Consider the following 14,055-nt stretch of genomic DNA (forward strand, 5'->3'; position numbering starts at 1 on the left):
TCAGTTCTCCTGGTGCGCGGTAGCGCAGTACTCGTCGAACGCCTTCTGATTGGCCTTCACTCGGGCGGCGAGCACGGGAACGTCCCAGACGGAGGGAACGTGCAGCTTGATCGGTTTGGCCTCCCGGTAGCGCAGTAGGGCTTGATCGGCGGGCATCCGGGCGATGTCGCTGCCGGCCATCACCGGGACCGACCGCGGCCCGGCCATCCGGGATGCGCTCATGTATTCGTCACGCATTCCCAGGCCCTTCGAGATCGTCGCCAGCTCGTCGGCGTCGCCGAGACCGGTCAGATACAGGCGAGTCGGGGAGTCGTTGGACAGCAGCTGCCCGGCGACGTGGCCCCATCGCTGTTCGTTCTGCAGGCGGGAATGCACCCCGGCCCAGATCTGGATTCCGCGGCCACCGGAGTCGGTGATGAGCGAGGGCATGTTCGGGATCGCAGCGACGTTGTTCATCTCGTCGAGCACCATCCGTAGAGGTGGGTCGATCTTGTCGTCGGGCTGGGTCAGGCCGTGCGTCTTCGCCACGTGATAGAGCTCGGCCGACAGCACGGTCGTCATCGCGGCCGCCGACGCACTGCCACCCTCGGAAATGAGATAGACGGTGTTGCGGCCTTCGGTGATCAAAAAACGCAGATCCGCCGATTCGCTGAGCGGGACATTGAGCGAGCGCATCAGCTTCGGCGACGCCAACGGCTCGAGCAGGCGTGTGCAGGCACCGATCATGTCGTCGGAGGAATCGGCTTTCGATTCCAGCGCCTGACTCAGGTCGGCGTCCCAATCCGGTAGATCCCTCGACAGAACCTCGTGCACCGGCTTGACGTTGCGCGAGGCAGCCCAGACCCGCAGTGTGACCAGATCCTTGTCTAATACCGCTGCGGCATAGAGATATCCGCGCATGAGCATGGCGGCTTTACCGTTCCAGTAGCTCGAATTCGAGGTGCCGTCCATCGGCATGGCCTGCACCAACGCCGCGGCGCGGCGCATTGCCACCTCGGGGTCGTCGCAGCCGTCCAGGATCGACCACTGCATCTTGTTCGGATACACCGTCAGTCCGTCCGGATCGAACACCTCGACCCTGCCCACAGCCGCGCGCTCGGCCCACGTCGCGCGCAGAAGGTCACCGCGGGTCGAGGTGGCCACCACCGCCCCGATCGCCTCGACGACCGCTTTGTAGAACATGCGCCAGGTCTTACCGGATCCGGTGGGGCCTTCGACCAGCACGCCGTCTCGGTACTGCAGAAACACCCCTTGTTTCTTGTCGTCGTACAGCGTGCCGATGCGGGTGGTCTCCGCTGCTGCCTCGATCCGGCGGACCGGGACGTCGGAGAGGGAGAGCCGGGTGGCCTTGGCTTTCTTCACCGCGCTCTTCTCGTCGATCCCGACCGTTGCGAGCGCGTCACGGTCGGCGAAGCCGTTCGCACGCACCCGCCGAGCTGCTTTGCGGGCCATGTTCTTCGCCGACACGACCGCTCCGAGCAGGATGCACGCGGATGCGAGGACGCCGATGCACAGCCACGTCAGGACCGGGCCGCCCGGCTGCGCACCTACCGGCCACGCCGACGCCGGGGCGGAGGGGTTGGTGAACAGGCCTGCCACCACCGGGATCACCCCGTAGATGCCGGCTGGCAGTGCGGGGCCGGTGCCGGCGACGAGACCGGACAGGTAGCCGCCGCCGACCACAGAGGCGAGTGCGCCGGCGACGAATCCGACAGCGGGGCCGGTGCCGTATGGCAGAACCGGCGGGGTGGGGCGAGGTTCGGGTGTGGCCATGACGGTCAGTCCTTCGTGGTGTCGAGCAGTGTGGGTGGTGTGTTGAGGTATCTGCGGATCAGATCGGTGCCGGAGATCAGGGCGGCCGACGGTGTCGTTCGGCGCTGCACTGTGGCCCCGTTCAGCGCGTCCAGCTCGTCGGTGAGGCGAGCAGTCGTCTCGGCGTCCCGCAGCGCGTCGAGAGCGGTGATGTTGGCGCGGAGCTCGGTGATCCGGGTGTACCGCTCGATCGCGTCGCGGTCGCTGTCGCCGAGATCGGCGGGGTGGTGGATCTGTATGCGGCCCTGTGATGGTGCCGGCGAGATGTCGCCGCCGAGACGGTATGCAAGTACACCCGCAACCCGCTCGGCGTCCTCAGCGGCGTAGATGCCCACCAGTGAACGCGCGTCCGGCAGGGGAACCGGTCGCATCGTGCATACCTGCACCTCCACCGCCCCGGCGTCGTTCTCCCGCGAGGGATGGACCGGCGACGCCACGGCAGCCGCCAGCGTGGAGATCTCCGCCGACAGGGCCGCGGGCAGAGGGAACTGTGCGCGGCGGACACCGATCTCGTAGTCGGCGAGCGAAGCCAGGGCACAAGCCAACTCGGCCACCGACCCCGTCACCGACACCTCGTCGATCGACCGGAACGTGTTCGCATCGGCCGAGGAGACCGCGAAGGAGGAGAAGTCGAGCGAGAACAGCGCGTCGCCGCATGCAGCGGCTTGTGTCAGAGCGAACGCTGCTGCGGCCTGACGGGAGCGAAACAGTCGACGCGATGCTGTGCTGCCCGACCCATTGAGGGCAGTGAAGTCCAGTCCGACCAACGTCGGTGAGTGCAGAGTCATCACGACGTCCGTTCCGAAACAGTCAGTGAGGCATGGGTATCGACGTCACCGCGGTGTCGTTCGATCGCGGGGACCACGAGGAGGACGAGCAGAACGACGAACGCGGCCGCTGCGACGGCCGTGAACATCAAGGGCCACCCGTGCACCAGCGAGGCGAGCCACTCCCAATCCGATACCGGACCGCACACGCAGTCCAGCGCCCGGTCGCCAAGAGGTTCGATGACAGTTCGATCGATCATGCGGCTGCTCCCTTGATCACTTCGTCGGTGTCGGTGAGTTCGATCTCCAGATCCGAGCGCACGTGCTCCATCAGGATCGGATCGGCGTTGCCGTACTTGACCAGGCAGTGGCCCTTGGCGAGGGACATGATGATCTCGGTCGACCCGGGGGGAAGGTGATACATGCGGGCGGTTTCTTCGGCGTCCTCGACTCGGTCCTGCCCGTAGAGGAACACGATCCCGGCTTCTTTCATCAACGCTCGCGCCGGGGACTCGACCGGTAGGTCGGAGATGTGGTGGAACGCTGACACGGTCGACAGGCCGAGTCCGCGAGAGAGTTTCATGTTCTCGCGGAACACTTTTCCGGTCGAGCCGTCGGCGACGTGCCAGCCTTCCTCGACGAGGAGCAGGGTCTGCATGTGCCGGGCAGAGCGGGAGGCGAGCACGTTCGCGAGCCAGGTGTTGATCACTGTCATGATCACGCGCAACGCCGGTCCCTTGTTCGGCAGCGCGGACACGTCGAAGTGCACGAACGGATGGTCGAGTGCTTGGCGGACCTCCGGTGAGGTTGCGCCGTCGACGAGCCCTTTGAGGTCGCCCAGGCAGAGTTCGCGTAGTGCCAGACCGGGATTGAGACCCCACCGGCGCGATTCCTCCGACCACAGTTGACCGAACGTCGCTCCCGCGCCCTCCGTAGGGCCCAGCAGCTCTTCGGCGAGCTCCATCAGGATCGGTTCACGGTCCTCGTGCGCGGCGCGAGCGTTGACCACCTGCAGAGCCAACCCGAGGGCCGCTTTCTCGGTCTCGATGAGCGTGCGACCCATGGTGTCCTCGATGACCGCGCCGACGAGCGCTTCCTGGCCGGCCGGTGCGACACCGTCGGTGCGCTCGACTCCGGTGGCGATTGCGGGGTCGAGCAGGTTGATGCGCATTCCTGTTGTCCCGGTGCGGAATCGGATGGATTGAGCGCCCATTGCGTCGGCGATGCCGCTGTACTCGCCTCCCTTGCTGCCCTGGCGCTTCTTGTCGATGACTACGACCTGTCGATTCGGGAGGGCGAGCTGGCGAACACACATCGCGGTTTTGATCAGCGAGGACTTCGCCTTGCCGATGTCGCCGATGATGGCGATGTTGATGTTCTCGATCTCCGAGCCGTAGAGGGCGAACGGGTCGGTGATCACTCCGGACTGGCTGATCTTGTTCAGTCCCGTCAGCAGGCCCTCGTGACGCACGGAGCGGCGCATCGTCGCCAAGTTCAGCGCCTCACCTTGTCGGGTGGAGGTCCAGGCACCTTCGGTGCGCAGTTCGTACCAGCCCCACCGGTCGAGCCACTTCTTCCGGGTCGGTGGGTGCCGGCGGGCGGTGATCAACCCGGCCGCTTCGGCTGCGCCGAGCGCAGCAGCGGTGTCGGCTTGCGCTTGCAGGTCCACTGCGGTGCGTTTGGCGCGCAGTGTCAGGTGGAACAGTCGCCGCTTGCGAGGGCTGGCGGCATGACCACGCCGCCGGTCCGTCTTGTGTTGAGTGCTGGTCATTTCTCTCTCGCCTCGATCGTCTCTGGGTCCGGCTCAGCGGACGCGGGTCCATTTGGTGGCTGCGAGTCCGCGGCCGAGGGGCAGGGTGACGAACGCGGCGACGTCGTGGCGGTTGTCCTGCCACTCGATCTCTCCGATGCCGCTGTCGTCGGCTGCTTGTGCGACGCGGGTGCAGGCGCGCAATGCGTCGTCTTCGTCGCGGCCGGTCACCGACACTGCGAGGGTGTAGATCATGCCGTGGTGCTGACTGCCGGGCTTGAGGTCTGCGCGGCGACGTCCGGATTCACTGAGCTCAACCTCAGAGGTGCCGTCGGTGGTCTTGCCTTTGCGCTCCTCCGCGATCTGCTTGGCTTCGTCCTGGGTGACGTCCTTCTTCGCGGCCTCGCGGGCCTTGGGGGCGTCGACGAAGTCCATTCGTGCGATCACGGTCCGGATCGTGGGTGCGGCGGGGATTTCGTCGTCGCCGGCGTCGGGTTCGACACCGGTGAGCAGTGTCGCCAGCCACAGCGGGCCGAGTTCGACAGGTTCGATCGAGGACGGGGGGATGACTCCGACGCGGGTGTGCCATTGGCCGGCGATCTCCACCGAGTCATCGCGCCCGATGTAGGAGGGCCAGCAGTTCTCCCACCGCACGCCCTTGTGCGCGTCGAGGGGGTAGCTGGGGTCCTGGAACGCCCGTAGAACCGCGCACGCGCGCTGTTCGCCGTAGACCTCCACCCGGCCCATTCCCGCGCGCTCCAGAGCGCTGACGGCCCGCGCGGTCTCGTCGCGGATGACCTGTGCGATCCCGCCGACCAGCGCGGCGTCCTTACGGCGTGCGATCCGGCCGGCTTCGGTGAGGAACGTGGTCGACTTCGGGAAGATCAGTACTGCGTAGGACCGGTGTTCCTCCGAGTAGGGGCTCATGCAGTCGATGAGTTGCCCGTAGGAGCGGACTGCGGGAATCAGGGCCAGGTCGGGGTCACCGGCCGCGATCTGGTCGCTCACCCAGTTCTCGTGCGGCACCATGTCGGCCGGGACACTGCGGTGCAGCAGCTCCAGACCGCGGATGAACGACGAGCGTTTGGCGAAACCGGCGAGAACTCGCCCGAACGCGGACGAGGTCACTGCCCACGCGGCGTCCCCGCGCAGGCCTTCGGCGAGGCCTTGCATGGCGATGAGCACCGAGTAGTAGTTGTTGTCGCCCGGGGTGCGGTGTTCGACGATGAACATGTCGTCGAGTCCGGTTCCCGTCAGATCGACCGGTTCGGCGCGGTAGAGCGGAACCGGGATCGTCCACCCTGGGTCATGATCGGGGTTGCCGTATCGCGGGTCGGTGGGCGAGACCCACACGTGTTCACCGGCTTTGCGGCGTCGACGGTTGCGAATGGTCTTGACCTTGCGTGCCGCGTAGGACTCGCGGAGCCCGAAATCGAGTGTCGCGCACAGGACCGCGACGATCAGGACCACGTCGATCGCCAACGTCCACAGACTCTGGCCGACGACGAAGACCAGGAACAACGCCAGAATCAGCGTTGCCGTCCATGCCATCACCACCGGTTCGGGAAACGGAAGGATGCCCTTGCGGGCGAGCTGGCGGCCCAGTACTGCGGTGCGTTGCTCACTCATCTGCGGTCCTTGTCGTCGCGATAGGTCATCAGTTGTCGCTGTCTGCGTGCTCGGGGGCGCTCTGTGCGGCCGAGCCGGCCTTGTTCATCGCAGCGCCTGCCGCCGAGAGCGCGATCGGTGCAACGACAGTGGCCGCTCCTGCCGCCGCGCCCGCGGTCTTTCCCGCGGCCGCGAGCAATTTCGATTCCGATCCGCCGGCCTTCGCGCCGCCGTGCCCGCCGCCCCCGCCGCGGCCGCTGCTGATCCCTCCGGACCGCGACGCGGTCTGACCGCCTTGGCCGGCGTGCGTCGACGACGCCGAGGATCCGCGACCGGACCCGGTCCCTCCTGAACCGTGTGATCCGTCGCTGCCGGACGTACCGCCCGAATCTCTGCCCGGTGCCCCTGCTGCTCCGGCGTTCTTCGAGGCGACACTGCTTCCGCCGCCTGCTCGCTGCTGGTACATCCCGGCGCTCGACCCGATTGCCTGACCGGTGGCAGATCCGCTCGACCCGAAATCGGCGGAGTCCGCGGACGTCGGCAGGATCGGGGAGTACTTGAGCAACGCGAACGGGGCCAACCCGATCATCACGAAGCACACGGCGATCAGACCGAGATCACCCAACGATTCGAGCTCGCCGTCGTCGGCGACCGCCCCCGCGGCGGCGACGTTGATCACCGAGAAGATCGCGGCCAGGATGACGAACATCAGCGGCTTGGACAACACGATGCCCAGGAACATCATCACCGGCCGCAGCGCTTTCTTCCGCCACGTCGGGTGGACCCACATACCGAAGGCGATACCGCACACCACCGCCAGCACCGGAAGTGCTGCAGCGTGCATGAGGAACCCGAAGAACATCGCCAGCGCACCGAGGAACAGCAGCAGGAACCCGGCGATCGCCGCGATCGCCCCACCGACGAGTGTGGCATCGGTCAGCGGGCCTAGAACGGAAGAGACGTTGTCGATCACCTCGTCGGTGGTGGTGCCGAGGACCGCGATCAGCGACACCGACAATTCGTGGGCCAAGGAGATGATCAGCTGTGCCATCGATGGAGCGAAGAGCATCATCATGATTCCGGCCGGGGCGTAGCCGAACAGATCCTTGGCCAACTCGGTTCCGGGTCTGCTCCCATCCGATGATTTGTGGATGGCGAGCATCGTCATCAAGACGAGCACCAGAATGCCCAGACCGGTCGACATCGCGTACACAGCAACGAATTCCGGCTGTCCGGGGTCGAACTCTCCGATCCCGGCAAGTCCGTGCAGCACCGATGTGGTGATGGCTATCGCGGAACTCTTGAGCTTGTTCGCCCACGAGTCGATGACGTCGGAGGGGTCCTTGACGAAGTCGACGATGCCGGAGATGGTGCCGACTGTGTTGTCCCAGACCCAAGAGAAACCGTTGACGTACATTTTCCCGACCTTGTACTGCGGGGTTGCGTTGAACGCCGATTCGAGGGTCTCGCTGAGGCGGTCACTGAACCCGGTGTTTTGGTCGATCCAGTTCATGGTGCCGCCGAACAACTTTCCGATGCGGACATTCCATTGACCGCACGTGATTTGATCTTGTCCAGGTGTGGATTTGTCGCAGTTGACGTACATCGCGTGCATGCACAACGAGCCCGGCACACCCTCGGCGCAGGCGTCGGTCCAGGCCTGGTCGGGAACCTGGTCGGCGTTCGGCTGGGCTTTCATCTCGGCGAGCGACGCCGCATCGGGAGTCGAGGCCCAGTCGAAGCCCCAGGTGCTCGAGGTCTTTGTCGTCCACCGCGCAAGGTCTTCGCTGCAGGTCGGTGCCGGCGGCTGCATCGACGAGTCACCCGCCGGGTAGACCGGCGGGTAGAACGCTTCGAGAATTGACTCGTCGGTGATCGACAGAGCAGCCGTACGGTTCTGCTCGACTCCCAGATCGATCCCGGTCGCGGCGGTACCGACGGCACCGGCGTCGACGAGAACGCCGATCAGGACGGGGTTTTTCTTGAACGACACTTCTGCCGCCCACCGCGTGAGCCGGTCGTTCTCGCTGGCCGTCCAATACAGCAAGCGGCCTTCCTCGTTCATCACTGCACCCACGTACTGGCCCATATCGCCGCCCTTGTCCTTGCAAGGGCCGGTGAACCACGGCGCTGCTTTGAACTCATCGGTGCCGGCGATGTACTTGCGCAGATCCGCAGGAAACGTCTCGGGTAGCTTCTTGGCCGACGTCGTGGCAGGTGGGCCACCGGGACCTGGAGCCGGTACAGCGGTAGGTTCTGCAGCCGCGGGCCACGCGAGCCCCGCGGCCGCGATGACCACCACTGCGATCGTCAACAGAATCTTTCGCCACATCGAAGGCCAGCCCCTCATCAGTTCACGTAGAAGGTGTAGAAACCGTTCGCACCCGGCTTGGACAGCGGGGAGTCATCGGCGGGGAACTGAGCCTGGTCAGCTGACGGGCCAGTCTGGAACTTCCAGTCCTGCGCCTTCCAGTCGTCGTTTTCCCAGGACAGAGTCACGGTGCTGGTGGAGTAGACAGTCAGAATTCCGACCTTGTCACTCCCCTCACTGACCGGTGTCTGGCCCACTCCCATGCCCCATACCGACACCGTCGCCTTGTCTTCTGTGAAATCGGTGACCGTGACGATCAACGGGACATTGTTGACGGTGCCGCCTGTCTCTTCCCGGTTACTGGAGATCTCGATGACCTCGGTCAGAGCTGGGGTCGGCGTGGACGACACCGCCACTTCCTGCAACTTCTGAGCGTCGATCCGACCCGCGTAGGTCTGACCGTTGGCCTGGATGAAGTTCACGGCCGCGGTCTGCGCCCCCTCCTGATCGCGGGTGTAGCCGGCTGGGATGCCGTCGATGGTGGTTGTCGGTCCGTGCGCTGCGCGAATCGCATCCGACGACCCGTTACCGTCTGCGTCGTCGCCACCGGAGACCATCAGGCTCACGACGAAGGCGAGAACCAGCGCGACGCAGACAGCGATCAACGCCAGAACCCACTTCGGTAGACCGAACAGTCCCGATCCGGAGGATCCGGACGTCGATCCTGTGGCTCTGGTGGTGCCGCTGCTGGTGCCGACGGCGGAGAAATCTCGTGCCATGTCAATTCTTCTCTCTTGTATGGAATGCATTGGTAGCAAGGGGTATTGGCCCTATGCCGGTGGTGATCAACCCTGACTGGTGACGAAGATGATCGCGCCGATGATCACAGTCACCGCAGACAAGGAAGCGAAGGCTATCCCGGACACTTTCGCCTCGCCCATCGCGTCGGTCATCTCCGCTGCGTAGCCACCTGCTTTGGCGGCACGCATCTTGTAGATCGCGACCATCAGTTTCACTGCGGTAGCGCCGAGCAGGACCGCCCAGATCGAGGCGATGACACGAGCCCAGACGTTGTTGAACGCAGGGCCGAGGAAGGTCAGCGACGGCGTGATTCCTTCGAGAGGGTTCCCGGTCTGCGCGGCGGCGGGTGCTGCGAGCACGATCGCCAACCCGAGCGTGCCCACGGTGACAGCGGCGGTCGTCGCCGCTCTCCGCAGAGCTGGCCGCGGTGGTGGTGTCGAGGGGGTGGATTCGGTCATGAGGTGGGTCCTTTCGTATGGGGGTCGAATTACGATGGCGGAGTGCTCAGCCCGGGCGGCCGGATCGGGGTTGTACCGCCCGAGGTCGCCACTGCTCGTGTGGTTCCTGTGGAAGTCGAGGGGGGTATTGGTTGTCCGGTGCGTCGTCTTCCCACCCTCTCGGTGGGGCCACCGGCGGGCGTCGGTCCGGTCGCCGCGCTGCCTGCGATGGACGTGCGAGGTCCTGCGGTGCATAGGTATCGGCGTATTGAGCGGTACGTTCGTAGGCCGCTGTGGCCAACGCGTCCGCGATCTCGGCCGCTACGTTGGTGTACGCCTCGACCGTCGCCGGGGCCAGCTCGCGGTACTTGATGCGCTGGCCGCTGGCGAACACCGGTTCGTACGGCACCCGCATGATGGTGGTGACACCCAATTGCCCGAACTCGGCGACGATGGCGTCCTCGAGTGCGGGGTCCGAACCCGGTGTCAGGACCGTCAGCACTACCGCGCTGCGCACGAGGTGCTCGTAACCTCGTGCTGCGATCCCGTCGAGCATGGCCAAGGCCTGAATGGCCATGTCGCGGCGAAGCGGTAGCGGGATCACCAACAAGTCCGAGTGTTGCACTGCCCATTGCCAATTGCTGGCTAGCGCATTGTTTCCGGTGTCGATGAAGATCAGGTCCCGGTGCCGACGCAGGACAGCCATCAATGCTGCGCATTCGTCCCAACCGATACCGCGCTCTCGGCTGGTGGATCCGTCGGCCGCGAGAACTTCATCGTGCGTGGGCTGCAGGCGTAGGTAGTGCCCCAGTGCTCCTGAGACCGCATCGGAGGAGGCGAGAGCGTGCGCGTTCTCCAGGATGTCCCACGGGCCGAGCTCTGGGTCGGTGGTGCGTTCGGCGCGGTGGCCGAGGGTGCCGGTCGACTCGTTTGCGTCCCACGCGACCACTCCGCGGCCGCGATGCAGACCGAAGGTGTTCGACAGGGCTGTGGTGGTGGAGGTCTTGCCCGCGTCACCTTTGAGGCTGACCACCGAGACGACCATGCAGCCGGGTAGGGGCTGCTGTACGCGGCGCACGGATTGGCGGAACCGGTCCTCCGCGGAGTCCGGTACCGGCGCTCTCTTGAGTCCGAGGGCGGCATTGATTCGCCCCCGTAGTCCCCATTCGGCGGGGCTGGAGTCGGTGTCGGTGTAGCCGGCATCGAAACCGCGACCCACGTACTCCGCCGGCACAGCGGTCAGTGGCTCTTCGTTCGCTGCCAGCGCATCCTGGCCCACTTCGTAGGGGTCGGCGAACAAGTTGTCGTTCTGGTTGTCGTCGTCGACGGAGGGAGCGCCGTCATCGATGGGGGCTGGGCCTGGTTCGGGAGGGCTTTGGCGGCGCAGTCGTTGCCTGCGAAGGTCGACGGTCTTTTCCGCGTCGTAGTTGTCGCGAGGCTCGCTGTAGGGGTCAGGAGTACTCATCGGAGTTCCTTTCGGGGAAGAGGTGTTTCCGGGGTCGTCATCGCGCTCTGTCATTGGTCGTCAGGTGCCTGGTCGCCGGTCTCGTCGTCATCGACGAACAGATCGGAGAGCCGAATCGCCTGCCACGCTTGAAAACCGGGCTCCTCGCACCACTGTGCGGCGGGGTTGTCGTCGGTGATGTCGAGGTCGAGGGACACCCCGTGTTTGGCGGCGACGCCGGCCAGAGCGGTCCCGTCGATGTTCGGGTTGCTGATGTGCAGCAACAGTCGCACCGCCGGGACGTCTGCCTCCTCGCGTGCTTTGCCGGCCAGGAAGATGGCCTTACCGGCGGCCGAGTCGTCGGCGGAGTCCTGGTTACCTTTCTTGAACACCGCGTCGTTGCGGTGAAACGTTCCGTACCAGGCGGCGTCGTCGACGGGACCGACAACGGCGAAGCTGCCGCGTTCGTCACCTGCTGCGAACAGTTCGACCAGCGGTGCCGATGCGGCCGATGCGGCTATGGCGTCTCTGCGTTCGATGGCTTCGCGGTTCCGCAAACTGTCGTAGTCGAGGTCGAGTTGCTTGAGCAGTTCTCGTTTGACTTTCGGCCACATCGTTCGTGAGAGAAGGTCGTTCGTCTTCGCCCACGCCCGCAGCGCAGCGGAGTCGCTGGTGCGCAGATCTTCGGCGGCCCCGCGTACGGCTGCGGCTGCGGCTTCCCATTCGGTGGCGGCGGATGTGGTCATGGCGTGTCCTTTTCTCGGGCGGTGAAAAGCGGGTGGTGAACAGGGGCGAGGCGAGTCAGCGTTCGGAGATCTTCTCGACCTCCCACCGGTCGCCGGATGCGTTGCGCAGCTGTACGTTCGCCCCGACCTTGCGGGTGCCGACGACTTCGCCGTCGGGTGTGCGGGCGGTCTGGGTGATCTCGAAGACCCGGTAGGCCTCGCTAGGGGTTTCCTCGGGTACCGATGCTGTCGAGGGGTCGACTTCGACGGCGACCACCGCGCCCTCTGCGGCCCATTCGAGCCACTGGCCACCCGGCCCCGATACCGCTGAGGTGGCGGTGATCGAGTCGGCGAAACGATCCGTGAGCAGCGGGGTCGATCGCTGCGCCGCGTCGTTCGGTCCGGTGTCGGTGTTGGTGTTCCAGCCGAACCACACCGTCAGGGCGGCGCGGGCGACAGCGTCGGGACTGGTGAAGTCCACTCCCGCTGCTTCGGGCGGCAACGATGCCGCCGGCGGGCGAGACGACGTCGGAGCGGCCTGCGACGTCGTCGGGCTCTCGCCGGGGTTCCACTGTTGTGCTGGCGCTGCTGGCGTCGTCGACGTCGCGACGGCGCTCTCACCGGACGACCCGCATCCGGTGAGTACCAGGGCAGCGGCGGCGGCGACGACCAGTAGTGGTCCGCGGGCCGAGAGGGCATTGCGTCGAGAGTTCATGTCCTGGTTCTCCTGGTGGGTTCTCATGCGGCGACAGCGGTGTCGGCGGCGAAGGCGGATGCTGCTCGCTGGGGAATGTTGCGGACGTAGGCGAGGGTTTCTGCGTTCTGACAGACCTGGCCCTGGCCGAGCGTTGCGCCGGGCCCGCAGTTGTACATCGAGAGGTAGAGCTCGGTCAGGTCGCCGGTGAGCGCTCCGGATGCGAGTCCGTCTGCTGCGATCGCCGCGAGCTCGCAGTCGTAGGCGGCTTGGGTCATCACCGCATCGGGGATGCTGCGGGTGTCCTTGGTGCCGTCTCCGTCTCCGTCGACCGCCTTCGCGGCCCATGTGCCGGGGATGAACTGAGTCGGTCCGTCCGCCCCGGAACCGGCGTTGTGGGCCTCGACGTCGAACTTGGACTCGTTCTCGATCTGTGCGGCGATGATCGGGGCGCTGACCTGTGGGCACGTCGCGGCGGCCTTGACGATCCACGGCTCGAACTCTGGTGGTGTCGAACCGGGTTTGAGTAGCCCTCCGCCCGATCCGGGGGCCGGAACTCCGGCGCAGGGACCGGACGGGGCCGCGGATGCTCCCGCGCCACCGGGGGCTGGGCCGTAGAGCTGGCCGGGCACGGGGTATCCGTGTCCGATGGTGGTGACGTGGACGTGATCGAAATGGTTCTGGGTGGGAGATCCCCGGTCCTCCATCAGGTTGCCTTCGCCGGATGCGGGACGGTACTGCTGACGCCAGATGATGTATTCGACCTGGAAGAGGTCTTTGTTCGCCATGACGTAATCGGCGATACGGTCGCCCAACGCGATGCCCTCGGGTGAGTCGAAGGCCGGAATCATGATGTCGGCGGCGCGGCCGGACGGGTGATCGTCGTAGCTGTCGACTGGACGCCACCCACCGATGGTGTCGACCTCCGGGAAGGTCGCCGCGACGGCACGGGCGATGCGCACGGTGTCGACCTGCCAGTGCTCCTCCGAGCCCTTGTCGGCAGGTAGTGGGGCCATCTCGCCGCCCGCTGTCAGCGGCGTCGTTGCGGCCGCGAGCTGTACCGGCGCGGGGGGCGGTGTGGCGTCGCTGCCGGTGGCGGCCGCGCCGTGCTGATCGAGCCACGGGACCGGGTCGATCGCCTTACCGCCGGAGAGGCGACCGCCGGGGACGACCTCGAAATGCAGGTGTGCGCCGGTGGATTCGCCGGCGTTGCCGATGTTGCCGATGTGTTGGCCGGCGGTGACGGTGTCGCCTGTTTTGACCAACACGCCGTCACCCTCCATGTGGCCGTAGACGGTGGAGAGCTTGCTGCCGTCGATCTCGGTGTCGACGATGATCCAGTTGCCGAATCCGCTGGCCGGTCCAGCGGCGACGACCACGCCGTCCGTGGCCGCGAGTATCGGGGTGCCGACGGGCCCGGCGAAGTCGACGCCTTCATGCATGGTTCCCCACCGGGGACCGAAGCCGGACGTGAGCTGGTACTGCCCGGCAGGGACCGGCACCGTCACCGACCCGGTGGCGGCCGGGGTCTGCGAGCGGGTCGGGATGCAGTCGGCCGCAGTCGGTTTCGGGTTGTCGCTGCCCATCACCACTGCGCCGACCAGCATGACCAGGGCCGCGGCAACTGCGGCCCCGGCCTTCATGCCGGTCTTGGTGGAGCTGGACTGCGTGCCCATTGCCGAATGTCCTTCATCTGGTGGTGAAAG

General features: G+C 66.0%; 12 protein-coding genes. All 12 read right to left on the reverse strand.

All coding sequences use genetic code 11. The features are described from left to right. The 12 genes from J1M81_RS03970 to J1M81_RS04025 all read right to left on the reverse strand — a co-directional run bounded on the left by J1M81_RS03970 (position 1) and on the right by J1M81_RS04025 (position 14,025). Positions 1–1,773, reverse strand: a complete 1,773-nt coding sequence (locus J1M81_RS03970) for a type IV secretory system conjugative DNA transfer family protein (protein ID WP_052054810.1) — start codon at positions 1,771–1,773, stop codon at positions 1–3. A 5-nt stretch (positions 1,774–1,778) separates the two neighbouring features. Continuing rightward, entirely contained in the window at positions 1,779–2,600 is an 822-nt protein-coding gene (locus tag J1M81_RS03975; RefSeq protein WP_032382527.1) for a hypothetical protein, read from the reverse strand. Continuing rightward, positions 2,600–2,839 carry a hypothetical protein gene (locus J1M81_RS03980; protein ID WP_032382526.1) on the reverse strand — a complete coding sequence of 80 codons (240 nt, stop codon included), beginning with the start codon at positions 2,837–2,839 and terminating at the stop codon, positions 2,600–2,602. The genes J1M81_RS03975 and J1M81_RS03980 overlap by 1 nt, the downstream gene beginning before the upstream one ends. Then, positions 2,836–4,350 carry an ATP/GTP-binding protein gene (locus J1M81_RS03985; RefSeq protein ID WP_206497640.1) on the reverse strand — a complete coding sequence of 505 codons (1,515 nt, stop codon included), beginning with the start codon at positions 4,348–4,350 and terminating at the stop codon, positions 2,836–2,838. The genes J1M81_RS03980 and J1M81_RS03985 overlap by 4 nt, the downstream gene beginning before the upstream one ends. 33 nt (positions 4,351–4,383) lie before the next feature. Then, the gene (locus J1M81_RS03990; protein WP_206497641.1) at positions 4,384–5,958 is read right to left on the reverse strand and encodes an SCO6880 family protein; all 1,575 of its coding nucleotides are present in this window, start codon (positions 5,956–5,958) and stop codon (positions 4,384–4,386) included. 28 nt (positions 5,959–5,986) lie between these two features. Next, positions 5,987–8,287: a hypothetical protein gene (locus J1M81_RS03995; RefSeq protein ID WP_206497642.1), complete on the reverse strand. Its 2,301-nt coding sequence runs from the start codon at positions 8,285–8,287 to the stop codon at positions 5,987–5,989. Then, the gene (locus J1M81_RS04000) at positions 8,287–9,027 is read right to left on the reverse strand and encodes a hypothetical protein (RefSeq protein ID WP_032391687.1); all 741 of its coding nucleotides are present in this window, start codon (positions 9,025–9,027) and stop codon (positions 8,287–8,289) included. The genes J1M81_RS03995 and J1M81_RS04000 overlap by 1 nt, the downstream gene beginning before the upstream one ends. A 66-nt stretch (positions 9,028–9,093) precedes the next feature. Then, complete coding sequence (locus J1M81_RS04005; protein ID WP_206497643.1) at positions 9,094–9,507, reverse strand: hypothetical protein; 414 nt, start codon at positions 9,505–9,507, stop codon at positions 9,094–9,096. Between the two features lie 46 nt (positions 9,508–9,553). Beyond that, complete coding sequence (locus tag J1M81_RS04010; protein ID WP_206497644.1) at positions 9,554–10,951, reverse strand: ParA family protein; 1,398 nt, start codon at positions 10,949–10,951, stop codon at positions 9,554–9,556. Positions 10,952–11,001: 50 nt separating this feature from the next. After that, the gene (locus J1M81_RS04015) at positions 11,002–11,676 is read right to left on the reverse strand and encodes a hypothetical protein (protein WP_206497645.1); all 675 of its coding nucleotides are present in this window, start codon (positions 11,674–11,676) and stop codon (positions 11,002–11,004) included. Positions 11,677–11,731: 55 nt separating this feature from the next. Continuing rightward, positions 11,732–12,397 (reverse strand): hypothetical protein, encoded by a 666-nt coding sequence (locus tag J1M81_RS04020; RefSeq protein WP_052053386.1) that lies wholly within the window; start codon positions 12,395–12,397, stop codon positions 11,732–11,734. Next, positions 12,394–14,025 (reverse strand): M23 family metallopeptidase, encoded by a 1,632-nt coding sequence (locus tag J1M81_RS04025; RefSeq protein WP_206497646.1) that lies wholly within the window; start codon positions 14,023–14,025, stop codon positions 12,394–12,396. Before J1M81_RS04025 ends, J1M81_RS04020 begins: the two co-directional genes overlap by 4 nt. Positions 14,026–14,055 lie beyond the last annotated feature (30 nt).

The sequence above is a fragment of the Rhodococcus sp. KRD175 genome (genome assembly GCF_017168275.1).
GTDB lineage: Bacteria > Actinomycetota > Actinomycetes > Mycobacteriales > Mycobacteriaceae > Rhodococcoides > Rhodococcoides fascians.